The sequence below is a fragment of the Streptomyces sp. NPDC040589 genome (assembly GCF_055594445.1).
On sequence record NZ_JBVIWP010000001.1, the window covers coordinates 874,387 to 897,852 of the forward strand.

Below are 23,466 nucleotides of genomic sequence, written 5' to 3' on the forward strand. Positions count from 1 at the left end.
GCCTCCTCCTCGCTTGCGAGTCTGCAGGCGAAAGGAGTTGGCCACATGCTTCCTGTCACCGCGTCTCCCGTGCGTATCGAGGCGTCTGTCGACGCCCGGCTGTCCCGATGGCTGTGGCTGGTGAAGTGGCTGCTCGCCATCCCGCACTACATCGTGCTGTTCTTCCTGTGGATCGCGTTCGCCGTCGTGACCGTCGTCGCGTTCTTCGCCATCCTGTTCACCGCCCGCTACCCCCGGCCCCTCTTCGACTTCAGCGTCGGCGTGCTGCGCTGGAACTGGCGGGTCAGCTACTACGCCCACACCGCGCTCGGCACCGACCGGTACCCGCCGTTCACCCTCGCCGACGTGCCCGACTATCCGGCGCACTTCGACGTCGTCTACCCGGAGCGGCTGTCGCGCGGACTGGTCCTGGTGAAGTGGTGGCTGCTGGCGATCCCGCAGTACATCGTGGTCGCGATGTTCGTCGGGGGCGGCTGGGGCGAGGGCAGCTGGCGGAGCGGTGGGCTGATGCCCTGGCTCTCCCTGGTCGCGGTGGTCATCCTGCTGTTCACCGCCCGCTATCCACGGCACCTCTTCGACTTCCTGCTGGGCCTCGCCCGCTGGTGCGCGCGGGTGACCGCCTACGCCGCGTTGATGACCGACCAGTACCCGCCGTTCCGCCTCGACATGGGCGGGCAGGAATCCCCCGGCCAAGGATTCCCTCACCAAGGACCCCCTGACCAAGGGCCCCTGACCAAGGGCCCCTGACAAAGAGCCCCTGACAACGTCTGAATCCCCGGCGGAATCCCCGGCGGAATCCCCAGCGGAAGCGATTCCTCCCGCTCTACGCTCCTTCGCATGGTTCTCAGACGAGCGTTACAGGTGATCATGGTCGTCACTCTGGCCCTCGCGGGGGCGGTCCAGGGCGGGGTGAGCGCGGCGCGGACCACAGACGCCGGACGGCAATTGCTCTTCTACAACCACGCCTACGGCGTCCTCGACCGGGAGACCGCCGACGCCATCGAGCACTCCGCCTATCTGCGCGACTTCGCCAACTTCCAGGTCCGCACCACGACCGGTTCCGGCGGGCAGACCTGGACCGGCCGCTATCTGATGGGTCGCGAGACCTACCTGGAGCTGTTCGGGGTCGGCGACGTGCCCGGCAAGGACGGCACCCTCGGCTCCACCGGCATGGGCGTCTCGACCGAGCGGAAGGGCGACCTGGTGACGGTGCTCGCGCGGCTGCGCGAGCAGGGGGTCGGCGACCCGATCGAGTTCCAGCAGACGCGCGACTTCGGCGACGGCGTCCCCGTGCCGTGGTTCGACGCCGTCTTCACCACCGACCAGTACGACCACTTCGGCGCCTGGGGCATGGAGTACCGGCCGGAGTACTTCGCCGACCCGCGCGGCAACACCGAGCCCGCCGCACACCCCGGTGACGTGGGCCGGGAGCGTTATCTGTCCGACGCCTACCGCGACCACCTGATGCGGGACGTGACGGGCATCCGGCTCGCGGTGACCGCACGCGACCTCGCCAACACGGTGCCGCTGCTGAAGGCCGGCGGGTTCGCCGTGCGCTCCCTGCCGGACGGGGGCGTCGTCGCGAAGGGCGGCACCACCACACTCCGCTTCGACGCCGTGCCCCTCGACCGGGTGGGCCTGCGGCAGGTCGAGATGTCGCTGAACGGGCCGGTGTCGTACCGGCACGAGGAGCGCATCGGTCACTCGACCCTCGCCGTCGGCCCGGGGTCCCGTGCCGTGTGGACCTTCGGCGAACAGGACCAGCCGGCTTCCCGGTAAGGCCCCCGGAAGCCCTCTAGCCCAGCCGCTCCGCCAGGAACTCCTCCCAGGTCCGCTTCCCCTCCTCCGCCCCCCGCAAGGTGAGGTTCGCCCCGGCCCGGTACGCCCGCCCCGCCTTGCCGGGGATGCGCACCGGCAGCATCGGGCGGCGCCGCCCCCGGAGGCGGAGGTAGGTGCGGGCCAGGTCGGCGAGGCCGTGGACGTGCGGCCCGGTCAGGTCCGGGACGAGGCCGGACGGGGCGCCGAGGGTCAGTTCCACCAGGCGGGCGGCGACTTCGCGGGAGTCGACCGGCTGGAGCCGCAGGCCGCCGGGGACCGGGAACACCGGCAGCTTCGCCATCTTCTCGACCATGGTCAGCGCGAGGTCGTGGAACTGGGCCGCGCGCAGGGTCGTCCACGGGATGCCCGAGTCGGCGACGGCCCGCTCCGACTCCAGCTTCGTCCGCATCCAGGCCAGCGGCACCCGGTCCGCGCCGATGACCGAGATGTAGACCAGGTGCCGTACGCCGGCCCGGGACGCGACGCGCGCCAGATTGCGGGGTCGCCTCGTCGTCGCCCTTGGGGCCGCCCGCCAGGTGCAGCACGGTCCCCGCGCCGTCGAGGGCGGCCTCGACGCCCTCGCCCCTGAGCAGATCGCCGGTGACGTACGCGATGCCGTCAGCGGCCGGGCGGGCGTTCCGGCTGAGGATCCGCACATCGTGGCCGGCCGCGCGCAGCAGCGGGACGACATGGCCGCCCAGGGTGCCCGTACCGCCGGTGACCAGGATGGATGACGTCATGACTACTCCCCGACCGTCGACTTCCGGTTCGCCTTCGCCGGTATGACGGAGGGCGGCGGGGAGATGTGACAGCCGGAGGAGATGCGGCAGGAAAGGAGATCCGGGATGTCCGGGATGTCCGGGAGATCAGCCGCCGCTGCCGTACGGCCTCGTGATGATCTCCAGTCGGTGGCCGTCGGGGTCGTCGAAGTACGCGCCGCGACCGCCGTCGTTGTGGTTGATCTCGCCGGGGCGGCTGTGGAACGGGTCCGCCCAGTACGTCAGACCGGCTTCCTGGATGCGGCCGAAGATCACATCGAACTCGTCCTCCGAGACGAGGAAGGCGTAGTGCTGCGGCGTGATGGTGCCGGGGGTGTCCATGAAGTCGAGCGTCACGCCGTTGGGGATCTCGACCGGGAGGAACGGGCCGTAGGGCGGGCTCACTTCGAGTCCCAGGAGGTCGGCGAGGAACCGGGCCGAGGCACGCTTGTCGTGCGCGACGACGATGGTGTGGTTCAGCTGCACGGTCATGGTGGGCCTCCCCTCTCGAACCACCATACTCCCGCACCGATTAAGGTAAGGCTCACCTTATTTCATTGATCGGAGTGCGTGGTGCGTGCAGTGGGAATGAGGGCCGCCCTGGCCCTGGCCGTCGCCGGAGGGCTGATGGCCGGTTGCTCGTCGCCGGGCGGCGGCAGCGGGGACGGCAGGCAGGGGGACGAGTCGCGCAGCCAGGTCATCGGCGCCGCCGACGGCTCAGCGGGACCCTCCGCCGCGCCGAGCGGCCTCGCGAAGGGCATGGGCGCCGACACCGACGAGGACGGGGTCTTCCCGCGCACCGTCAAGCACTTCGAGGGCAGTACGGCGATCAAGGCCCGGCCGCGGAAGATCGCCGTCCTCAGCACCGGGCAGCTCGACGACCTGCTGTCGCTGGGGATCGTTCCGACGGCGACCACCCGCGCCGACAACGCCGGCCTCGTGCCCGGCTACCTGGCCGACGCCTTCCCGCGCCACAAGGACCGGCTGGCCGGCATGACCGACGCGGGCACCCGCTCCGCTCCCAACCTGGAGACCCTGGCCGCCGCCGAGCCGGACCTGATCCTGGCCAACGACTCGCTCGGCGAGCTCTACCCCAGGCTGTCGAAGATCGCGCCGACCGTGATCACCGCCGGCAACGGCATCAACTGGAAGCGCGACCTGCTGCTCGTCGGCGAGGCCGTCGGCAAGGGGCAGCGGGCGCGGCGACTGCTCGACGGCATCGCCGCGGACGCCCGTGAACGGGGGCAGGACGTGCAGGGCGACCCGGCCGTCTCCATGGTGCGGTTCACGCCCGACCGGACGCGCATGTTCGGCGTCTCCTCCTTCACCGGGTCCCTCGCCGTGGACATGGGGCTGAAGCGGCCGGAGTCCCAGCGGTTCACGGCGATCTCCGAGGACGTCGGGCCGGAGAGCGTCGATGTCGCCGACGGTGACTGGATCTTCTACTCGGTGCAGGGCGACCCGGAGAAGACCGACGCCGGGAGTGTGCTGGCCGGGCCGCTGTGGAAGTCGATGAAGGCCGTCGACGCCGGGCACGCCGTGAAGGTCGACGACGACCCCTGGTACCTCAACGCCGGTCCCACCGCCGCCCGCCTCGTCGTACGGCAGCTCGCCGAGCACCTCGGCAGGTGACCCGGCGTATCGCCGTCCGGCCGCCGGCCGCGCTCTCCGTGCTGGGTGCCGCGCTGGTGGTGGCCGTAGCCGGTCTCCTCTCTCTCGCCGTCGGCACCCGGCCGGTGGCGCCGGACCACGTGCTCGACGCGCTGCTGCACGGCGGCGGCTCCCCGGACGCGCTCGTCGTACGGTCCCTGCGGGTGCCGCGGACCGCGGTGGGACTGGCCGCGGGCGCGGCGCTCGGCATCGCGGGTGCCGCGTTGCAGGCGGTCACCCGCAATCCGCTCGCCGACCCGGGGATCCTGGGGCTGAGCCAGGGCGCCGCGGCCGGGGTCGTGGTGGCCATCGCGTCCGGGCTCGCCGGCGGCTTCGGCGGATACGTCTGGTACGCCTTCAGCGGCGCGGTCGTGGCCGCGTGCCTGGTGTACGGCATCGCCGCGCACGGCCGCGGCGGGGCCTCGCCGGTGAAGCTGGCGCTGGCCGGGACGGCCCTGTCGGCGATGACGGCGGGTGCCATGACGGTCGTGCTGACGGCCGGCTCGGCGACGCTGGACCAGTTCCGGTTCTGGCAGGTCGGGGCGCTCAGCGGCCGGGACGCGGACACGGTCGGCGCGCTGCTGCCCTTCCTCGGCGTGGGGCTGCTGGCGGTGCTGGCGTGCGCCCGGGGGCTGGACGCGCTGGCGCTCGGTGACGACGCGGCGCGGGCCTTGGGGCATCGGGTCGGACTGGTGCGGGGTGTGGCGGCTGCGGGGGCGACGCTGCTGACCGCTGCGGCGGTGGCCGCGGCGGGGCCGATCGCGTTCGTGGGGCTGGCCGTGCCGCATCTTGCCCGGCGGCTGGTGTCCGGGGGACATCGGGTCGTCCTGCCGTTGTCCGGATTGCTCGGGGCGGGCTTGCTGGTGGGGGCCGATGTGGCGGGGCGTGTGGTCCGGGCTCCCGCTGAGGTGCCTGCGGGGGTCATGACGGCGGTGGTGGGGGTGCCGGTGCTGGTGGTGCTGGTACGGCGCAGGGGAGCTGTGGCGTGACCGATACCGTACGACCGCCGGCGGCCGGGCCGGCGCACCCGCACGTCTCCGTCCTACGGCCCCACCCTCGCGTCTCCCTCCTCCTCCACCGCCGTTCCGCCGCCGTCGCCCTGGCGCTCGTCCTGCTCCTCGGCGTCGCCATGCTCGTCTCCGCCTGTGCCGGGCAGGCGTACGTACCGCCCGGCGAGGTGTGGCACACCCTGCGTACCGGGAGCGGGCCCCACGAGCTGGTCGTGGGCGAGTTGCGGGTGCCCCGGATCGTGCTGGGGGCGCTGGTCGGCGGGGCGCTGGGCATGGCGGGGGCCCTGGTGCAGGCCGTGACGCGTAATCCGCTGGCCAGTCCGGATGTGATCGGGGTCGGGCACGGGGCCGCCGCGGCGACCGTGCTCGCGCTGGCGACAGGCGCGGTGAGTTCCCCGGGCGCGCTGCCCGCCGTGTCGGTCGCGGGCGGGCTGGCCGCCGCCGCGCTGGTCTATGTGCTGGCCTGGCGCCACGGCATGCAGCCGAGCCGGTTCGTGCTCACCGGCGTCGGGATCGGCGTCGCACTGGGCGCCGTGGTGCAGCTGTATCTGACGGACAGCGAGCTGGAGGCCGCCGAGCAGGTCAAACTGTGGCTGACCGGGAGTCTGAACGGGCGGGGCTGGGAGCAGGCCGGGCCGCTGGCCGTGGTGTGCCTGCTGTGTCTGCCGGGGCTGGTGTGGGCGAGCCGGGCGGTGCGCCCGCTGGGGCTCGGCCCCGAGACCGCGGCCTCGCTCGGCGTACGGGTGGGACGGGCCCGGCTGGGGCTGACGGTCCTGGGTGTGGTGCTCGCGGCGACGGCGACCGGTGCGGCGGGCCCGATCGGCTTTGTCGCGCTGACCGCTCCCCAGCTGGCGAGGCGGCTCACGCGCACGCCTCAGCTGCCGCTGCTCTCCTCGGCTCTGACGGGTGCCGTGATCCTGGTCGGCGCCGATCTGGCGGCCCGTACGCTGCTGCCGCCACTGGAGATCCCGGTCGGCGCGCTCACCTCGCTGGTGGGCGGGCCGTACCTGCTGTGGCTCCTCGGACGACGCTGAGGGCCCCGGCACACAGCCGAGGCCCTCATGCTCAGACCGTCCGGTCTCAGATCGTCGCCGTGTCGATCACGAACCGGTACCGCACATCGCTGCCCAGCACCCGCTCGTACGCCTCGTTGATCTGGTCACCGCGGATCAGCTCGATCTCGGCACCGAGGCCGTGCTCGGCGCAGAAGTCCAGCATCTCCTGGGTCTCCGGGATGCCGCCGATCATGGAACCGGCGAGCGACTTGCCGCCGGCGATCACGGAGAAGAGGTTGAGGGAGATCGGCTCCTCGGGGGCGCCGACGTTCGCCAGCGTGCCCTCGGGCTTCAGCAGCGCCAGGTAGGCGTTGAAGTCCAGCGGGGCCGACACCGTGGACACGATCAGGTCGAACGTGCCGTTCAGCTCCTCGAAGGTCTTCGGGTCGCTGGTGGCGTAGTAGTGGTCGGCTCCGAACCGCAGGCCGTCCTCCTGCTTGCGCAGGGACTGCGACAGCACGGTGACCTCGGCCCCGAGGGCGTGCGCGATCTTCACGCCCATGTGGCCGAGGCCGCCCAGACCGAGGATCGCGACCTTCTTGCCGGGGCCGGCGCCAAAACGCTTGAGCGGGGAGTAGAGGGTGATGCCGGCGCACAGCAGCGGCGCGGCGACGTCGAGGGAGAGGCCGTCGGGGATGCCGACGACGAAGTTCTCGTCGACGACGACCTTCTGCGAGTAGCCGCCGTAGGTGGGCTCGCCGTCCCTGCCGACGGCGTTGTACGTCTGGATGTTGCCCTCGACGCAGTACTGCTCGTGCCCGGCCTTGCAGTTCTCACATTCGCGGCAGGAGTCGACCATGCAGCCGACGCCCACGCGGTCGCCGACGGCGAACTTCGTCACCCCCGGGCCGACCTCGGTGACGACACCGGCGATCTCGTGGCCGGGGACCATCGGGAAGATGGCCTCGCCCCAGCCCTCGCGGGCCTGGTGGATGTCGGAGTGGCAGATGCCGGCGAACTTGATGTCGATCAGGACATCGAACTCGCGGACCTCGCGGCGCTCGATGGTGGTGCGCTCCAGCGGAGCCTTGGGGGCGGGTGCGGCGTATGCGGCGACAGTGGTCATGCCGGGGTTCTCCTAGCGGGGATTCCGTGCCCGGCTGCCTTCTGGATCTTCTGACCGGGCACGATCACCAGCGTGCCGAAAACGCGAGCATCTACCCAGACCACCGTTTTGCGTACGCACACGGTGCGTACCACTGGCGGGGTCAGGCTCGTGTGCGTACGACCGTGAATACTGGAGGGCATGGACGAACAGCCCGAACCCGTACAGGAGCCCGCAGCGCAGTCCGGCGGGGGCCTGGACCGGCGTGCCGAGCTCAGTGAGTTCCTGCGCACCCGGCGTGCCCGGCTGAAGCCGGAGGACGTGGGGCTGCCCGACTTCGGGCGGCGGCGCGTGCCGGGGCTGCGCCGCGAGGAGCTGGCGCAGCTGGCCGGGGTCTCCGTGGCGTACTACACACGGCTGGAGCAGGGCAACGGGCGCAACGTCTCGGCGGAGGTGCTGGACGCGATCGCGCGCGCCCTGCGGCTGAGCGACGCCGAGCACGCCCACCTGATGCACCTGGCGAAGCCGAAGCAGCACAAGAAGAAGCCGGTGGCGCGCACCCAGCAGGTGCGGCCGACGCTGCGGCATCTGCTGGACTCGATCGACACCGTCCCGGCGTACATCGTGGGGCGCCGCTCGGACGTCCTGGCCTGGAACCGGATGGCCGCGGCCCTCTTCGGCGACTGGGCGGAGCTGCCGGCGCCGGAGCGGAACTGGGCGCGTCTGGTGTTCCTGCGGCCCGAGTACCGCGACCTGTTCGTCGAGTGGGACCAGAAGGCGCAGGACATGGTCGGCTATCTGCGCATGGACGCGGGCTGCCACCCGGACGACCCGCGGCTGTCCGCGCTGGTGGGCGAGCTCTCCGTGAAGAGCGAGGAGTTCCGCCGGCTGTGGGCCGCGCACGACGTCAAGGAGAAGGGCTTCGGCGTCAAGCGCCTGCGCCACCCGCTGGTCGGCGACCTGACCCTGTCCTTCGAGACGTTCCGCCTGGTCGACGACGCCGAGCAGTCCCTGATCACGTACCACGCGGAACCGGACACCCCGTCGGCACAGGCCCTGCGCCTGCTGGCGAGCTGGGGCGCGGACGCGACGCGGGCGGGGGCCGGGAGCACGGCCCCACCGGCCTGACCCGCACGAACGGCCCGCCGCCCACACGAACGGCCCGCCGGAAGCCGAGGCTTCCGGCGGGCCGCCGCTAACGGGTACTCACTTGCCGTAGTACGCGTTGTAGATCGAGATCGTCGACTTGTTTCCCTTCTTGTCGGCGATCTTGGCGTGGAAGGAGATGGCCTTCCCCTTCTCCGGGTTCTTGACGCTGACCTTGCCGTCCTTGACCGTCAGCTTCTTCCAGGTCTTGCCGTAGTCGTACGACACGTACACCGACAGCGACTTCAGGTTGCCGCCCTTGGCCGCGCCCTCGACGGTGACCGGGATGCTGACCGTCTTGCCGGCCGGGACCTTGCTGTCCAGGCCGGTGGCCGCGTTGAAGCGGGCCGTGGAGGCGGGCAGCTGCTTGAGGTCCGTGGTCTTCTTCGAGCGGAACGTCCAGCTGGCGTCGATGCGGGTGGAGGCCGCCGCGACCTTGACGCTGCGCTTGACCGACGTCGTCAGCTTGTACTCGGCGTCGCCGGCCGGGACCTTGAACGCCTCACCGCCGAACAGCGGGTCGTCGTTGCTGCCGACCTTGGTGCCGTTGCGGTACAGGGTCGTGTTCACCGAGGTGAACAGCGAGGAGCCCGGGTTGCCCTTGCTGTCGGCGAACAGCGGCAGGGAGCCGTGGATCTGGTTGCCGTCACGGAACAGACCGAAGTCGGCGTTGATGCGCGGCCCGAAGACGGCGGTGTTGAACGTCTTCGAGTAGCTCTTGCCGCCGGTGAACTTCTGGCCGCCCAGCGAGTAGCCGGCCTCGAAGACCGGGAAGCCCTCGGCGTCGACGCCGCCGTTCTGGACGAAGTCGAGGTCCCACTTCACACCGCCCAGGGTGGACAGGTGCAGCGTCCGCGTGCCCGGCAGGGTCTGCTCGAAGCCGACCGAGGAGGCGCTGCCGCTCCACGGCAGCCAGCCCATGGCGCTGATCGAGCCCTTCTTGCCGCTCGCCGCGGCACCGAGGCCCGCCTTCACCGTGGCGAGGTCGCTCGCCTTGTAGTGCTTGGTGTAGCCGGTGGCGAGCTGCTTGACCGGACCGCCGCCGGTGACGTCGTACTGCTCCTTGTCGCCCTTGCTCCAGTGAGCGTCCCACTGCTGGGTCACCGAGCCGTCGGTGATCTGCGGGCCGACGTGCGCGGTGCGGAAGCCGGCGTACGAGTCCAGCCACCAGCCGAAGCCGAAGCTGGAGTCCCCCGCTTCCACCGTGTAGTCGGCCGAGGCGAACTCCGGCTTGGCGGCGGCGTCCGGCACGGTGATGTCCACCGGCTTGGCCTTGCGGGCGTCCAGCGTGATCGTCGTGCCCTTGGTGACGTTCAGCTTGGGCTGGGCCAGCCAGTCGGCGCCCTCGAACTTCTCCGGGTCGTCGCCCGCGTAGATGCTCGTGTTGAGGACGTAACCGCCCTTGGGCACACGGGCGGTGACGGTGCCGTCCGCGTCGTACGGCGTGAAGAACTTGCCGTTGCCCAGGCCGGAGACACCGGCCAGGTCGGCGCTGTAGTTCTTGGCGGCCTTGCCGTCACGGTCGAGGAACTTCAGCGTGACGTCGTACGACTCGACCTCGCGCTGCACCGCCGCGGCCGTGCGGACACTCTGGCCGCCGCCGGTCGCCGTCACGTACGCCGAGTACGCGCCGTCGACCGTGCCGCCCAGCTTGGTGTTCACGGTGAACGGGACGGAGGCCTTGCCGCCGGCCGGGACGGTCACCGAGGTGGCGCCGAGCTTGAAGAAGCCGGCCGGGGCGGCCGCCCCCTTGGGATTGGTGGCGGTCGACGTCAGCTTCAGCGTGACGTCCTTCGTACCGAGGTTGCGGTACGTCAGCTCCTTGGTGACCGGCTTGTCGTCGGTGTGCGGCCACTGCTGGACGCCGAAGCTCACCGAGCCCGGCTCGCCTATCACGGACTGCTTGATGGCCTGGTCGACCTGGATACGGCCCGAACCCTGGTCGAACGGGGTGTACTTGCCGCCCTTGGTGGAGCCGGTGAGGGCGCCCTTCAGCTCGGCGTGCTTCCACGTCGGGTGCTGCTGCTTGAGGATCGCCGCCGCGCCCGCGACATGCGGGGTCGCCATCGACGTACCGGAGATCGACATGTAGCCGGCCGGGTTCTCGCCGACCTCCTGGGCTATCTGGTTGCCCGGGGCGGAGGCCGCGGTGATGTCCACGCCGGGCGCGGTCACGTCGGGCTTGAGGGCGCCGTCCATGCCGGGGCCGCGGCTGGAGAAGTCGGCCAGCACGTCCTTGTCGTCGACCGCGCCGACGGTCAGGGCCGCGGCGGCACTGCCCGGGGAGCCGATGGTCTGCTCGCCGAAGTCGCCCTCGTTGCCGGCGGCTATGGCGAACAGGATGCCCTTCTCCTCGGACAGCTTGTTCACCGCCGCTTCCAGCGGGTCGATCGCGGGCGTGTCACCACCGCCCAGGCTCATGTTGACGACGTCGGCGCCCTCGGCGGCGGCCCACTCGATGCCCGCGAGGACCTCGGAGTCGCTGCCGAATCCGCCGTCGTCGAGCACCTTGCCGTTGAGGATCTTCGCGCCGGGCGCGACGCCCTTGTACTTGCCTCCGGACTTCGCCCCGGTGCCCGCCGCGATCGACGCGACGTGCGTGCCGTGGCCGACCTTGTCGGTCGTGTCGGGCGAGGTGGTGAAGTTCTTGGCGCCGATCACCTGGCCCTTGAGATCGGCGTGGGTGGCGTCGACACCGGTGTCCAGGACGGCGATCTTCACGCCCTTGCCGTCGTAGCCGGCCGACCACGCCTTGGGGGTGCCGATCTGCGCGACGGACTTGTCGAGGCTGGCCTTGCGAACGCCGTCGAGCCAGACGTGCGCGATGCCGGAGGCCGTCTTGTCGCCGTTGGTGACCGCGTCCCACAGGTCGGGCGTGTCCTCCTTGGGCGTCTGCACCGCGTCCGCGTTCACGGACTTCAGCGAGTGGCTCAGCGTGCCCGCGTCGCGGACGTCGGCCTTGGCCGCCGCGGCGCCGCCCTGGTAGCCGACGATGACCTTCAGGCCCTTCTTCTGGGCCTTGCGGGTCGTGGACTTGTTGAGCTCGGTGACGTCGAAGAGCCGCTGGTCGAGCTTGCCGGCGGCGACCAGGCGGGCCGCGTCGGCGGGGATCACGAGGGTGTGGCCGTCGAGCTTGCGGACCTGGACGGGAATGTCCTCGCGTCCCTTGGCCCGCTCCAGGCCGACGACGCGCCCCTTGGCGTCCAGGACGACCCGGTCGCCGGTGATCAGCGTGACGCGATGCTTGGCGGTGAGCGAGGTGGGCTTGGAGGCTGCGGCCGTCTGCTCTCCGTTCGCCGACGCCGGGCTGGTCATACCCGCCGCCAGGGCCACGGCTGCCGCTGTGGCGACCGTGGCCGCGCACGCCTTTTTCACTTGTCTGCGCAAGATTCCCCCTTGCAGAAGAACCAGGTGAATTCCCCGTTCACCCGGCCGGGGGTGGTCTCGTACGCATGGACGTACACCCCCCGGAATACGCAGTATGCCGAGGGGTGATCAGGTGCTCAATAGATGAGAAGCAGGTAAGAAATCCGTCGGCTGACTGTTACACGGCCGCCGGAACTCCGTTACAGGGCCGCTGGGTTAGGCGTAGGCGGCGCAGCTCGCGCCTCAGATAGTTGAGTCCTCCCCTCCTCGCAGGGAGGGGATTTCTGGCTCGGGCGGCCTCCTGGAGCAGCGCTCCAGGAGGTCTCGCGCCATCAGCACCAGCCGGGTTGCAGCGGACGGCACACGCAGCCTGAAGGTGTAGCGGGAAGTGGATGCTTCGTATGTGACTCCCTCGGCGCACATACAGGCCTCCTCGCAAAAAAGGGAGGAGGGAGATGAACGGGGGAGACAAGACGAAGCCGCCGCCCGCCCCCTGTTCCGGGGGTGAGCGGCGGCTCGCGTGCGGCCGCGGAGTGCGGCTACCGAACCGTCAGGCCTCGGAGCCGGCCTTCCAGTCGGCCCAGCTCATGTTCCAGCCGTTGAGGCCGTTGTCCGGCGCGACCGTCTTGTCGCCGGTGTTCTGGACGACGACCACGTCACCGAGGATCGAGTTGTTGTAGAACCACGCGCCCGGCGTCTTCGGGTCGCCGGCGCCCTTCACGTCCTGGAGGCCGACGCAGCCGTGGCTGGTGTTCGCGCTACCGAAGATGGACTTCGCGCCCCAGTAGTTGCCGTGGAGGAAGGTGCCGCTGGCGGAGAGGCGAATGGCGTGCGGCACGTCCTTGATGTCGTACTCGCCCTTGCCGTCGTCGTCCGTGAAGCCCACGGTCGCGCCGTTCATGCGCGTTTCCTTGAACTTCTCGGACATCACCATGATGCCCTCGTAGGTCTTGTTCTCGGGCGAGCCGGCGGAGATCGGGATGGTCCGCACGGTCTTGCCGTCCTGCGTGATCTTCATCTGCTTGGTCTTCGCGTCGACGTACGAGACCTGGTTGCGGCCGATCTTGAAGGTGACCGTCTTCTGCTGGACCCCGTAGACACCCTCGGCGCCCTCGACACCGTCGAGCGCGAGCTTCAGCGTGACGGTGGAGCCTTCCTTCCAGTACTCCTCGGGGCGGCAGTCCATGCGGTTGGCGTTGAACCAGTGGCAGGCGACCTCCTGGCCGCCGGTCGTGCTGACCTTGATGCCCTTCTGGACGGCGGCCTTGTTGGTGATCGCCTTGTCGAAGTTGATCGAGACCGGCATGCCGACGCCGACGGTGGTGCCGTCGTCCGGCGTGAAGTTGCCGATGAAGCTGTTGGCCGGGGAGACCGTGGTGAACGAGGCGTTCTCGTGGGCGACCCGGCCGTCGGAGTCCTTGGCCTCGGCGGCGAGCTTGTAGTTCGTGGAGCGCTCCAGCTGGGTGCTCGGCTTCCAGCTCTTCTTGTCGGCGGATATCTCGCCGCTGACCTCCGTGCCGTCGGACGTCGTCATCGAGACGTTCGTGAGCGTGCCCTTGCTCACGGTGACGGCGGCGGAGTTGTTGATGGAGGCGTTGTCGGAGCCGTCCTCGGGCGTGATCTTGATCTGGGCCGCTGAGGTCTTCTTGGCCGCGGCCTCGTCGACCTTCGACTGGGAGCTGTCACCGCCGTCACTTCCGGAGGCGTTGTCGTCGCCGCCGGTACAGGCCGAGAGCGCCAGCACTCCACCGAGCAGTGCGGACGCGACCGCCAGGCCCTTGCGCCGCTTACTGACCGTTATCACACGCTTCTCCATCGTTGCCGATTTCCCCAAGACCCCGAGTGTCCCCGTCCAAGACCAAGTGCCCCCGTCAGGACTCGTGAGTCCTCGTCGAGACCTTTCAACGCTACGACCGGTTCGTCAGGTTCCCCATGTGACACGGGTGTGGGGATCACCACGTCCGCGATGCGGATGGTACTGGTGCGGTCGGTGCGTCACTTGAGACGACGAAACCCCGGGCGGCGGTTGCCCCCCGGGGTCATGTTTTCCCCGAGCCCGCCTCAGCCGGCCGCGTCCGCCCGGCTTCCGCCGTCCCCTTCGTCACTGTCGTTCAGGTCGTACTCGCCTCCCTCATCATCCTCGTCGTAGTCCCACTCCGGCGAATCGGGGTCGTACTCGATCCGCTCGCTGCTCCAGGAGGCCTGCTGGAGTTCGATCCCCGGGACCTGGCTGACCAGGTCGAACGGGTCCACGAGGTACGCGAGGGCCTCCGCGGTGTCTTCCGTCACAGCGCCCTCGGCGTGTACCCGCTCGGACGCCGGCAACTCGGCGTCGTCGGCGATCCGGCGCAGCGCGGTCTTGGTGACCGCGTCCGCGTCGTCGACCTCCAGCACGAGTTCCACCCGAACCCGCACAAAACGTGATGTCTCAGGAGTGCTCATGGCGCGAGCGTACGTCCAGGACCTCCCGTGACTTTCCCGTGACCCGCGCCTTTTACTAACATCACCCCACACGGCCAATTCGCCAGTGCCACAAGGGGATCGATATTCCGTGTCATCCGCTCGCCGTCCGTTGCTGACCACCACCGCCGCAGCGACCCTGCTGGGCGCCCTGTGGTTCGTCCCGTCCGCCAACGCGACGTCGGACTCCCCGGTCAGAGACGCGGTCTCGGCAAGTCCGTCGCCGCAGGTCACAGAGCAGGCGCGGATCGCGGCCACGACCGCGGGCGACTCCGTCACCGACACCCGCCTCGCCGATACGGGCAGCTTCGACAGCACGCCCTACGTGGCCGGCGGCACGATGTTCCTCATGCTGGGCGCGGGCTTCGTCGCCTATTCGGTCCGCCGGGAACGACTCGGCTTCTGAGCGCACTTGGCGCGGGGGCGACCGCCCCGGGGCCCTGCCGCGCGGCAAGACCCCGGCCGCGCTCGCCCTACTGGAGCGGCCCGGTGACCGTCTCCACCGCGGCGAGCAGCCGCCCGTCGCGCACGAAGGCGTCCGCGGCGGCCAGGTCGGGCGCCAGGAACCGGTCCGGCCCGGGACCCTGAACTCCCGCTTCCCGTACGGCGTCGATGACCGCCCGCGTGGCGGGCGCCGGCGTCAGACCCTCGCGCAGTTCGACGGCGCGTGTGGCGGCGTACAGCTCGACGGCCAGGACACGGGTGAGGTTGTCGACGGCCGTGCGCAGCTTGCGCGCCGCAGACCAGCCCATCGAGACATGGTCCTCCTGCATCGCGGAGGACGGGATCGAGTCGGCGGACGCCGGTACGGCGAGCCGCTTCAACTCGCTCACCAGCGCGGCCTGCGTGTACTGAGCGATCATCAGGCCCGAGTCCACACCTGCGTCGTCGGCCAGGAACGGCGGCAGGCCGTGGCTGCGGTTCTTGTCGAGCAGCCGGTCGGTGCGCCGCTCGGCGATCGAGCCGAGGTCGGCGGCGGCGATGGCGAGGAAGTCCAGGACGTAGGCGACGGGCGCCCCGTGGAAGTTGCCGTTGGACTCCACCCGGCCGTCGGGCAGTACGACGGGATTGTCCACGGCGGACGCCAGCTCGCGGTCGGCGACCAGCCGGGCGTGGGCCATGGTGTCCCGCCCGGCCCCGGCGACCTGCGGGGCGCAGCGCACCGAGTAGGCGTCCTGGACGCGCGGGGCGTCGTCCTGGTGATGCCCGGTCAGGCCCGAACCCTTCAGCACGGCCAGCATGTTGGCGGCACTGGCGGCCTGCCCCGGGTGCGGCCGGATGGCGTGCAGCTCGGGGGCGAGGACCCGGTCGGTGCCGAGCAGGGCCTCCAGCGACAGGGCGGCCGTGATGTCGGCGGACCGGTAGAGCGTGTCCAGGTCGGCCAGGGCCATGACCAGCATGCCGAGCATGCCGTCGGTCCCGTTGAGGAGCGCGAGGCCTTCCTTCTCACGCAGTTCGACCGGCTGGATGCCGTGCGCGGCGAGGAGTTCGGCGGCCGGGCGTACGACACCGTCGGGGCCCTCGGCGTCGCCCTCCCCCATCAGCGCGAGCGCGCAGTGGGACAGCGGCGCGAGGTCGCCGGAGCAGCCGAGGGAGCCGTACTCGTGCACGACCGGGGTGATACCGGCGTTGAGGAGGTCGGCCATGGTCTGCGCGACCTCCGGCCGTACGCCGGTGCGCCCGGAGCAGACCGTCTTCAGCCGCAGGAACATCAGGGCGCGGACGACCTCCCGCTCCACCCTCGGCCCCATCCCGGCGGCGTGCGAGCGGACGATGTTGCGCTGGAGCTGTGCGCGCAGCTCGGGGCTGATGTGCCGGGTCGCCAGGGCCCCGAAGCCGGTGCTCACGCCGTACACGGGGTCCGGCTTGGCCGCCAGCGCCTCGACGATCTCGCGGGCCGCGGCGAGGGCGGCCACCGCCTCCTCGGAGAGCTCGACGCGGGCACCGGCACGCGCCACGGCGAGCACGTCGGACGCGGTCACGCCGGACGCCCGCCCGTCGCCCACCACCACCCTTGCGAGGCCGCGCTTCGCGCCTTCCCCGTTCCCCACAGTGTGCATATCCATATTCAGGAGCGTACGCAGTGAATTCGATGATGTCACCACTGGGGGCGGGGTTCACCCCTTACCGCTACGTCACATCCTCGGGCGGCTCCCCTACGGCGCGTGCCGCCCCCGGAATCGCCGGCGCTCGCCGTCGGCACCGTTGGACGGCTCGTCCGCCAGCCGCATGACGGGATCGTCGGGCCCCGCCCGGCCCGCGACCACCGGCCGGACGGCCCGCTCGGCCTTGGCCCGGTACTGGGCCGCGTCCGCGAGCCGGAACAGCCGCCGCGCAGACCGTACGGGCCCGATCGGATCCTCGGTGGAGGCGACCCCGCAGGCCACGCCGTCCCCGAGCTCCAACTCGGACGCTCGGCGGCACAGTTCGCCGGCGGCCTTCACGACCTGGTCGGCGGACGGCCCGACCGCGAGCAGACAGAACTCGTCCCCGCCGAGCCGTGCCGCCAGGGCCCCCGGCAGCATGGCCCCGCACAGCGACAGCACCGAGCCGAAACGCTCCAGGAGCCGGTCGCCCACGGCGTGCCCATGGGTGTCGTTGACCCGCTTGAGCCCGTTCAGATCGCAGACCACGAGGCTGACGACCGCGCCGTCCCCGCGGTGCCGCTCGATCGCCTGCTCCAGGCGTACGTCCACGGCACGACGGTTGGCGAGTCCCGTCAGCGCGTCGGTGAACGCGAGGCGCCGGGCCTCCTCCAGCCGCTCGGTCTGGGCGATGCCGGCGGCCACGACGGAGGCCAGGACGGTGGCGAAGTCGGCGTCGTCCCGCTCGAAGACGGCCTCACCGGCCGGCCGGGCCACGTACAGCTCGCCCCAGGCCCGCCCGTGCAGCACGATCGGCGCGACCACGCAGCAGCCGCGGCCCCGGCGGCGCAGGGCGGCGACGCGCTGATGGCAGTATCCGGGACGCCGCCCGGCGGCGGGCCCTTCGGCGGTCTCCACCCACGCGTCGGGCTCCCCGCCTCCCGCCGCCCACTGCTCGTGCAGGAACTCGGTGATCTCCGCGAACTGGTGCACCGGATAGGCCTCGTCCTCCGGGAACTCCTCTTCCCCGTCGGCCAGCGCACCGACGTTCACGAGGACTTTCAGCCGCCCCAGCTCCCGCTCCCACACCGACAGCGCGGCAAAACTCCCGCCCAGCGCCCGGCACGCCCCGGCAGCCGCCGCCCGCCACGCCTCACGCGACCCGTGCGCGGCCGCCATCCCCTGAGCCAACGCGACGACGGCCACCAGCCGTCTGTCCTCACCCATCACTCCAGGCTAGGGACTTTTCAGCCAATCCGTTCTGTTGACGACGCGAACGGGGCGGACCAAGCTGCGGGCGCGCGCCGCCCTAGCTGCGGGCATGCGTGCCGCTAGGGGCGGCACCCGTCCCACAGAGAGCGGCACCCCGCTCCGCCGGGCTGCGCACCCACCCGCCCCAGCCTCACCCCGGAGTACCGGACAACAAACCCCAGCTCACTCCCCCGGCCACTCCGGCTTCCGCTTCTCGTTGAACGCCGCGACCCCCTCCGCCCGATCCCCCGAGAACGCCACCGCCCTCCACGCCGCATCCTCCACCTCAAGCCCCGCCCGCAGATCCAGCCCCTGCCCCAACCGCAACGCCCGCTTCGCCGCCCGCAACCCCACCGGCGAATTCCCCGCGATCCGAGAGGCCAGCTCCAACGCCACCTCCCGGTCCCGTCCCTCCTCCACCACCTGATCGACCAACCCCAACTCGCCCGCCTCGACGGCCTCCACCCGCCGCGCCGAGAAGATCAGCTCAGCCGCCCGCGCAGCCCCCACCCGGCGCGGCAGCAACTGCGTGCCCCCACCCCCGGGAATCACCCCCACCGACACCTCCGGCAGCCCCACCACCGCCGTACGGTCCGCCACGATCACGTCACACGCGAGCGCCAGCTCGAACCCGCCCCCCAGCGCGAACCCGTGCACCGCCGCCACCGTCGGCACCGGCATCTCCAGCACCCCGGTGTACGCCCCACGCGTCACCGGCCGCTGCCCCACCAGATCCGCGTCGCTGAACGAGTTCCGCTCCTTCAGGTCGGCCCCCACGCAGAACGCCCGCTCATGCGTCGAGGTGAGCACGACCACCCGTACGTCCCGGTCCTCCCCCAGCGCCGCACACGCCCCGGCGACGGACCGCGCCATCTCGGTCGACACGGCGTTCATGGCCTTGGGCCGGTCGAGGACGAGCTCCGCGACATGCCCCTGCTCATGCCGCCGCACCAGCACGAACTCCCCGAACCGTTCCTCACTCATGACACCCTCCGGTTAACGCGGGTTAACAACCTCACCGCCCCGATCATCGCAGCCGCACCCGCCGCACGAAAGAGCGGACGCGACCGGTTCCCGCGTGATCACCCGCCCACCCGTTCGAGTGACATCACCTCAATTCCGGCCCGACCGCCCAAGGGAGCGCATAGCGTGCGTCCGCCAACGGCGCACAGGGGGCGCGTGCGCATCGGGGAGGAACCGTGATGAGGACGAACACGCCGACGGAGCCACAGCGGGACACCAGGGCCGCCACGGCACCCCGCCACAGGGAGCCGCCCCCGACGGAAACCGGCCTCTTCACCCCCCGCGTCCGAGGCCGCCACCGCAAGCCCCGCTCCCCCAAGGTCCTGCTCGCCGCCGGCGGCCTCGCCCTGGCCGCCGGCGCCCTGAGCCTCGTACGCCTGGCCTCCGGCCCGAGCCCCGACGCCGTCGGCACCGTCGAGGCCGGACCCCGCCCCGACCCGGTCACCACCGGCACGGACCGGGCCACCGACACCACCGCGACCTTCCCGGCCGCCCCCGGGATCAGCCCCTCGTCACCCACGGTCCTGGGCGGCCTGACCCCGTCCCCGGTCACCAGGGGCGCACGGCCGGCCCCGCCCGCCCCGACCGGCACCCGAGGGGCCGCCACGACCGCCGCTCACCGGCCCACGGCCATCCCCGACACGCCGAACACCCCGGCACCGGCCACCCAGGGCGACGTCCCACGCCCGACCCCGGCCGCGCCCGCTCCTCCGAGCCGGACCACGCCCGCCCCGGCGCCCAAGCCCGAGCAGCCGAAGAAGCCGGACGAGCCCGGCCTGTGCGTGCCGGTCATCGGCCTGTGCGTGGACACGCCGGGCCGCCGCGGCTGACCGCCTCTGTCAGCCCAGGTCCCGCCGCGTGAGCAGCCACGGCTCCACGACGCCCAGCCCACGCACGGGCCGCTGCCACATCGGCTGCAACGCGAACCGGTACGCCAAAGGCTCCTCGCCCTCCTTCTCCGCCGCGACGGCCTCCTCGGCCGCCTCCGCCTCGGAGGACGGGGCGTCCTGCGTACGGATCAGCTCCTCCGCGAAAGCCGTGTCGACGAGGACGGCGTCCTTCGGAGCTATCGAGGTGAGCCGGGAGGCCAGGTTCACGGTCGTACCGAAGACATCGCCCATTCGGGTGGTCACGGTGCCGAACGCCATGCCGACGCGCAGCTCCGGCATCGTCTCGTCGTGCGCCATGGTCTCGATCAGGCGCAGGGCGATCTCGGCGGCGATGCCCGCGTCGTCGGCGGCGTACAGCACCTCGTCGCCGAGGGTCTTGATCAGCCGTCCGCCGTTCGCGGCCACCAGGTCGGCGGCCGTGGTCTCGAAGGCCTCGACCAGCTCGCCGAGCTCCTCCTCCTCCATCCTGCGGGTGAGCCGGGTGAACCCGACCAGGTCCGCGAAGCCGACGGCGAGGCGCCGGTCGACCATCTCCTCGTCGTCTGCGGCCTGCACGACCCGTCCCGCCGAGGCGGCGAGCTGACGCCGCCAGACGTAGACGAGGAACTCCTCCAGCTCGGGCAGGAGCAGCTCGACGATCGGGTACGTCACCTCGGTGCGGGTCATGCCCGGCTCGGGCGGCTCGGTCAGCCCCTCCAGGAACGAGTCGATCTGCCACTCGGCGAGCCGTGCGGTGGTCTGCCCGGTGGACCGGGCCACCTGGACGGCCATCGCCTCGCTCAGCAGCCCCGCCTCGACGAGACCGGCGAGGCGCCGCAGAGCGAGTACGTCCGCCTCGGTGAGGGCCTTGGCCTGCCCGATGTCCGCGAAGCCCATCGCCCGCCAGAAGCGGGAGGCCAGTTCCATGGAGACACCGGCGCTGCGGGCCGCCTGAAACGGGGTGTACCGGCGCTCGGCCCCCAGAATGAGCCCTTCGAGGCGCAGGGCGAGCGGGTCCTCGCCGGGGTCGGCGCCCTGCGCGTCCGTGCCGGAATCCGGGTCTTCGACGGTCACGCGTGCTGCCCTTCCGATCTGTCACGGTCATGTATCGACCGGCCTCAACTCTACGGCAGGTGTGCGCCAGCTCACTCCGTCAGGTACTCAGCTGCGGGCATGCGTGCCTCCCCCAGTGCCTTGAGGGCCTGGGAGGTGCCCCCAGGGCGGCACGGGTGGGCGGTCGGGGTCCCCCCGCTCGAGCCGAGCCGAGAGTGGGGGGAGGCACCTCGTCGCGCCGAGCGGCGCATCCACCCGGCCTCAGCTCAAACCGGCCTCAGGTGCACGATGTCCCCGGCTCCCACCGGCTCCACCCCGTCCTCCGTAGCCAGCACCAACCGCCCGTCCCCATCCACGGCCACGGCCTCCCCCACGACATCCCGATCCCCGGGCAACTGCGCCCGCACGGTCCGCCCGAGCGTCGCGCAGCCCGCCGCATATGCCTCCTGCAACCCGCTCACCCCCGGGTCACCCCCCGCCCCACGCCACTTCCCGTACCACTCCTCCAGGGAACGAAGCACCCCCCGCAGCAGTGGATCCCGATCCGTGCTCACCGCCCCGGCCAGCCCCACCGACCCCGCCGTCGGCACCGGCAGCTCGTTCTCCTTCAGCGAGACATTGATGCCGACCCCGATCACGACCCCGTCGTCACCGGCCCGCTCGGCGAGGATCCCCCCGGCCTTGCGTTCCTCGCCCCGCACCGTGACCAGCACGTCGTTCGGCCACTTCAGAGCCGTGTCGACACCCGCCGCCCGCGACAGCCCCGTAGCCACCGCCACGCCCGTGAGCAGCGGCAGCCACCCCCACCGCGCCACCGGCACCTCGCCCGGTGTGAGCAGCACGGAGAAGAACAGGCCCGACCGCGGCGGCGCCGTCCACTGCCGGTCCAGGCGCCCGCGCCCGGCCGTCTGCTCCTCGGCGACGAGCACCGCCCCCTCGACGGCCTCACCCTTCGCCGCCCGGGCCACGAGGTCGGAGTTGGTGGAGCCGGTGCGCTGCACCACGTCCACCTCCGACCACAGCCCTCCCTCCCGCACCAGCCCCCGGCGCAGGGCGGTGACATTGAGGGGCGGACGGTCCAGGTCCGACCAACGGCTGCCGTTCGGCTCTCTCGGCTCTGATGCATCTCGCGGCGTCATGCAAGCCACCCTAGGTGTGGTAAACGCCGCACTGCCGACCTGAAGGCACCGCACTACTCTACGGATGAGTAACCGTCCCCCCTTTTGAGCAGGCAGGGAGCCGCATCCCGATGTCCGAGCCGGAAGAGCTGCAGCAGCCCGACATCCACACGACCGCGGGCAAGCTCGCGGATCTCCAACGCCGTATCGAGGAAGCGACGCACGCCGGCTCCGCACGCGCCGTCGAGAAGCAGCACGCCAAGGGCAAGCTGACGGCCCGTGAGCGGATCGAACTCCTCCTGGACGAAGCCTCCTTCGTCGAGCTGGACGAGTTCGCCCGGCACCGGTCCACCAACTTCGGACTGGACCAGAACCGCCCTTACGGCGACGGCGTCGTCACCGGGTACGGCACCGTCGACGGCCGCCCCGTCGCCGTCTTCTCCCAGGACTTCACGGTCTTCGGCGGGGCGCTCGGCGAGGTCTACGGCCAGAAGATCGTCAAGGTCATGGACTTCGCCCTGAAGACCGGCTGCCCGGTCATCGGCATCAACGACTCCGGCGGGGCCAGGATCCAGGAGGGCGTCGCCTCACTCGGCGCCTACGGCGAGATCTTCCGCCGCAACACCCACGCCTCGGGTGTCATTCCGCAGATCAGCCTGGTGGTGGGCCCGTGCGCCGGCGGAGCCGTGTACTCCCCGGCCATCACCGACTTCACGGTCATGGTCGACCAGACCTCGCACATGTTCATCACCGGGCCCGACGTCATCAAGACGGTCACCGGCGAGGACGTCGGCTTCGAGGAGCTCGGCGGAGCCCGCACCCACAACGCGACCTCGGGCGTGGCCCACCACATGGCCGGCGACGAGAAGGACGCCATCGAGTACGTCAAGCAGCTGCTGTCGTACCTGCCGTCCAACAACCTCTCCGAGCCGCCGGTCTTCGCGGAGGAGGCCGACCTCGAGATCACCGACGAGGACCGCGAGCTGGACGTCATCGTCCCGGACAGCGCGAACCAGCCGTACGACATGCACGCGGTGATCGAGCACATCCTGGACGACGCCGAGTTCTTCGAGACGCAGCCGCTGTACGCGCCGAACATCGTCACCGGCTTCGGCCGGGTCGAGGGCCACCCCGTCGGCATCGTCGCCAACCAGCCGATGCAGTTCGCCGGCTGCCTCGACATCACCGCCTCCGAGAAGGCGGCCCGCTTCGTGCGCACCTGCGACGCCTTCAACGTCCCGGTCATCACCTTCGTCGACGTCCCCGGCTTCCTGCCCGGCGTCGACCAGGAGCACGACGGCATCATCCGCCGCGGCGCCAAGCTGATCTACGCCTACGCCGAGGCCACCGTCCCGCTCATCACGGTCATCACGCGCAAGGCCTTCGGCGGCGCCTACGACGTCATGGGCTCCAAGCACCTGGGCGCCGACCTCAACCTCGCCTGGCCCACCGCCCAGATCGCCGTCATGGGCGCCCAGGGCGCGGTCAACATCCTGCACCGCCGCACGATCGCGGAGGCGGAGGCGAACGGCGAGGATCTCGAGGCGGTCCGGGCCCGGCTGATCCAGGAGTACGAGGACGCCCTGCTCAACCCCTACGTCGCGGCCGAGCGCGGCTACGTCGACGCGGTGATCATGCCGTCCGACACCCGCTGCCATGTCGTACGGGGGCTGCGTCAACTGCGCACGAAGCGGGAATCCCTGCCTCCGAAGAAGCACGGCAACATCCCCCTCTAGCCCTCAGCGAGCCCAGGAGGCCCA

Annotated in this window: 19 protein-coding genes and 1 pseudogene; 9 read left to right on the forward strand and 11 right to left on the reverse strand. The window is 71.2% G+C overall.

What is annotated here, in order from left to right:
• The first annotated feature begins 45 nt into the window (after window positions 1-45).
• Together ACZ58V_RS03960 and ACZ58V_RS03965 are read left to right on the forward strand one after the other, a co-directional pair.
• Window positions 46-747, forward strand: coding sequence for a DUF4389 domain-containing protein (locus ACZ58V_RS03960; RefSeq protein ID WP_471288177.1), 702 nt, complete (start codon window positions 46-48; stop codon window positions 745-747).
• A gap of 90 nt (window positions 748-837) precedes the next feature.
• Window positions 838-1,779: a DUF5829 family protein gene (locus ACZ58V_RS03965; protein ID WP_468187474.1), complete on the forward strand. Its 942-nt coding sequence runs from the start codon at window positions 838-840 to the stop codon at window positions 1,777-1,779.
• A 16-nt stretch (window positions 1,780-1,795) separates the two neighbouring features.
• Here ACZ58V_RS03965 and ACZ58V_RS03970 read toward each other — a convergent pair.
• Window positions 1,796-2,558, reverse strand: a pseudogene (locus ACZ58V_RS03970) (SDR family oxidoreductase).
• Window positions 2,559-2,684: 126 nt separating this feature from the next.
• The gene (locus ACZ58V_RS03975) at window positions 2,685-3,068 is read right to left on the reverse strand and encodes a VOC family protein (RefSeq protein ID WP_468187470.1); all 384 of its coding nucleotides are present in this window, start codon (window positions 3,066-3,068) and stop codon (window positions 2,685-2,687) included.
• Window positions 3,069-3,149: 81 nt separating this feature from the next.
• Here ACZ58V_RS03975 and ACZ58V_RS03980 point away from each other — a divergent pair, with 81 nt between their 5' ends.
• The 3 genes from ACZ58V_RS03980 to ACZ58V_RS03990 are packed head-to-tail and all read left to right on the forward strand — an operon-like array spanning window position 3,150 to window position 6,270.
• A complete protein-coding gene (locus ACZ58V_RS03980; protein WP_471288181.1) occupies window positions 3,150-4,208 on the forward strand; it encodes an ABC transporter substrate-binding protein in 1,059 nt (352 codons plus the stop codon).
• On the forward strand, window positions 4,205-5,215 hold the full coding sequence (locus ACZ58V_RS03985; protein ID WP_471288183.1) for a FecCD family ABC transporter permease: 1,011 nt from the start codon (window positions 4,205-4,207) through the stop codon (window positions 5,213-5,215). Before ACZ58V_RS03980 ends, ACZ58V_RS03985 begins: the two co-directional genes overlap by 4 nt.
• Window positions 5,212-6,270: a FecCD family ABC transporter permease gene (locus ACZ58V_RS03990; RefSeq protein WP_471288186.1), complete on the forward strand. Its 1,059-nt coding sequence runs from the start codon at window positions 5,212-5,214 to the stop codon at window positions 6,268-6,270. The genes ACZ58V_RS03985 and ACZ58V_RS03990 overlap by 4 nt, the downstream gene beginning before the upstream one ends.
• A gap of 46 nt (window positions 6,271-6,316) precedes the next feature.
• Here ACZ58V_RS03990 and ACZ58V_RS03995 read toward each other — a convergent pair whose 3' ends face one another.
• Window positions 6,317-7,357 carry an NAD(P)-dependent alcohol dehydrogenase gene (locus ACZ58V_RS03995; RefSeq protein ID WP_471288189.1) on the reverse strand — a complete coding sequence of 347 codons (1,041 nt, stop codon included), beginning with the start codon at window positions 7,355-7,357 and terminating at the stop codon, window positions 6,317-6,319.
• 180 nt (window positions 7,358-7,537) lie between these two features.
• Between ACZ58V_RS03995 and ACZ58V_RS04000 the strand changes: the two genes are divergently transcribed.
• The gene (locus ACZ58V_RS04000) at window positions 7,538-8,464 is read left to right on the forward strand and encodes a helix-turn-helix domain-containing protein (RefSeq protein ID WP_471288191.1); all 927 of its coding nucleotides are present in this window, start codon (window positions 7,538-7,540) and stop codon (window positions 8,462-8,464) included.
• Window positions 8,465-8,542: 78 nt separating this feature from the next.
• Here the strand turns inward: ACZ58V_RS04000 and ACZ58V_RS04005 are convergent, their stop codons facing one another.
• The 3 genes from ACZ58V_RS04005 to ACZ58V_RS04015 form a co-directional block, all read right to left on the reverse strand.
• Window positions 8,543-11,857: a S8 family peptidase gene (locus tag ACZ58V_RS04005; RefSeq protein ID WP_471288732.1), complete on the reverse strand. Its 3,315-nt coding sequence runs from the start codon at window positions 11,855-11,857 to the stop codon at window positions 8,543-8,545.
• Between the two features lie 541 nt (window positions 11,858-12,398).
• Window positions 12,399-13,664: a L,D-transpeptidase gene (locus ACZ58V_RS04010; RefSeq protein WP_468187458.1), complete on the reverse strand. Its 1,266-nt coding sequence runs from the start codon at window positions 13,662-13,664 to the stop codon at window positions 12,399-12,401.
• Window positions 13,665-13,909: 245 nt separating this feature from the next.
• Window positions 13,910-14,290 carry a hypothetical protein gene (locus tag ACZ58V_RS04015; protein ID WP_468187456.1) on the reverse strand — a complete coding sequence of 127 codons (381 nt, stop codon included), beginning with the start codon at window positions 14,288-14,290 and terminating at the stop codon, window positions 13,910-13,912.
• Window positions 14,291-14,399: 109 nt separating this feature from the next.
• Between ACZ58V_RS04015 and ACZ58V_RS04020 the strand changes: the two genes are divergently transcribed.
• Window positions 14,400-14,714: a hypothetical protein gene (locus ACZ58V_RS04020; protein WP_468187454.1), complete on the forward strand. Its 315-nt coding sequence runs from the start codon at window positions 14,400-14,402 to the stop codon at window positions 14,712-14,714.
• 67 nt (window positions 14,715-14,781) lie between these two features.
• Here the strand turns inward: ACZ58V_RS04020 and hutH are convergent, their stop codons facing one another.
• From hutH to ACZ58V_RS04035, 3 genes are all read right to left on the reverse strand, one after another.
• Entirely contained in the window at window positions 14,782-16,374 is a 1,593-nt protein-coding gene (hutH, locus tag ACZ58V_RS04025; RefSeq protein ID WP_468187452.1) for a histidine ammonia-lyase, read from the reverse strand.
• A 90-nt stretch (window positions 16,375-16,464) separates the two neighbouring features.
• Window positions 16,465-17,619 carry a GGDEF domain-containing protein gene (locus ACZ58V_RS04030; protein ID WP_471288195.1) on the reverse strand — a complete coding sequence of 385 codons (1,155 nt, stop codon included), beginning with the start codon at window positions 17,617-17,619 and terminating at the stop codon, window positions 16,465-16,467.
• A 207-nt stretch (window positions 17,620-17,826) separates the two neighbouring features.
• Window positions 17,827-18,627 (reverse strand): enoyl-CoA hydratase/isomerase family protein, encoded by an 801-nt coding sequence (locus ACZ58V_RS04035; protein WP_471288197.1) that lies wholly within the window; start codon window positions 18,625-18,627, stop codon window positions 17,827-17,829.
• A 218-nt stretch (window positions 18,628-18,845) separates the two neighbouring features.
• Here ACZ58V_RS04035 and ACZ58V_RS04040 point away from each other — a divergent pair, with 218 nt between their 5' ends.
• Entirely contained in the window at window positions 18,846-19,496 is a 651-nt protein-coding gene (locus tag ACZ58V_RS04040) for a hypothetical protein (protein ID WP_468187446.1), read from the forward strand.
• Between the two features lie 9 nt (window positions 19,497-19,505).
• Here the strand turns inward: ACZ58V_RS04040 and ACZ58V_RS04045 are convergent, their stop codons facing one another.
• Together ACZ58V_RS04045 and ACZ58V_RS04050 are read right to left on the reverse strand one after the other, a co-directional pair.
• Window positions 19,506-20,609, reverse strand: coding sequence for an adenylate/guanylate cyclase domain-containing protein (locus ACZ58V_RS04045; RefSeq protein WP_468187444.1), 1,104 nt, complete (start codon window positions 20,607-20,609; stop codon window positions 19,506-19,508).
• Window positions 20,610-20,854: 245 nt separating this feature from the next.
• Complete coding sequence (locus ACZ58V_RS04050) at window positions 20,855-21,727, reverse strand: biotin--[acetyl-CoA-carboxylase] ligase (protein ID WP_468187442.1); 873 nt, start codon at window positions 21,725-21,727, stop codon at window positions 20,855-20,857.
• Window positions 21,728-21,837: 110 nt separating this feature from the next.
• Between ACZ58V_RS04050 and ACZ58V_RS04055 the strand changes: the two genes are divergently transcribed.
• Window positions 21,838-23,442, forward strand: a complete 1,605-nt coding sequence (locus ACZ58V_RS04055) for an acyl-CoA carboxylase subunit beta (protein ID WP_468187440.1) — start codon at window positions 21,838-21,840, stop codon at window positions 23,440-23,442.
• Window positions 23,443-23,466: the final 24 nt, after the last annotated feature.

Excerpts from the sequence above, each read along its gene's own strand:
- ACZ58V_RS04050 (WP_468187442.1), bottom strand. The coding sequence starts at position 21,727 with ATGACGCCGCGAGATGCATCAGAGCCGAGAGAGCCGAACGGCAGCCGT.
- hutH (WP_468187452.1), bottom strand. The coding sequence starts at position 16,374 with ATGGATATGCACACTGTGGGGAACGGGGAAGGCGCGAAGCGCGGCCTC.
- ACZ58V_RS04035 (WP_471288197.1), bottom strand. The coding sequence starts at position 18,627 with ATGAGTGAGGAACGGTTCGGGGAGTTCGTGCTGGTGCGGCGGCATGAG.
- ACZ58V_RS03965 (WP_468187474.1), top strand. The coding sequence starts at position 838 with ATGGTTCTCAGACGAGCGTTACAGGTGATCATGGTCGTCACTCTGGCC.
- ACZ58V_RS03960 (WP_471288177.1), top strand. The coding sequence starts at position 46 with ATGCTTCCTGTCACCGCGTCTCCCGTGCGTATCGAGGCGTCTGTCGAC.
- ACZ58V_RS04055 (WP_468187440.1), top strand. The coding sequence starts at position 21,838 with ATGTCCGAGCCGGAAGAGCTGCAGCAGCCCGACATCCACACGACCGCG.
- ACZ58V_RS04000 (WP_471288191.1), top strand. The coding sequence starts at position 7,538 with ATGGACGAACAGCCCGAACCCGTACAGGAGCCCGCAGCGCAGTCCGGC.
- ACZ58V_RS03975 (WP_468187470.1), bottom strand. The coding sequence starts at position 3,068 with ATGACCGTGCAGCTGAACCACACCATCGTCGTCGCGCACGACAAGCGT.
- ACZ58V_RS04010 (WP_468187458.1), bottom strand. The coding sequence starts at position 13,664 with ATGGAGAAGCGTGTGATAACGGTCAGTAAGCGGCGCAAGGGCCTGGCG.
- ACZ58V_RS04015 (WP_468187456.1), bottom strand. The coding sequence starts at position 14,290 with ATGAGCACTCCTGAGACATCACGTTTTGTGCGGGTTCGGGTGGAACTC.
- ACZ58V_RS04040 (WP_468187446.1), top strand. The coding sequence starts at position 18,846 with ATGAGGACGAACACGCCGACGGAGCCACAGCGGGACACCAGGGCCGCC.
- ACZ58V_RS04030 (WP_471288195.1), bottom strand. The coding sequence starts at position 17,619 with ATGGGTGAGGACAGACGGCTGGTGGCCGTCGTCGCGTTGGCTCAGGGG.
- ACZ58V_RS03995 (WP_471288189.1), bottom strand. The coding sequence starts at position 7,357 with ATGACCACTGTCGCCGCATACGCCGCACCCGCCCCCAAGGCTCCGCTG.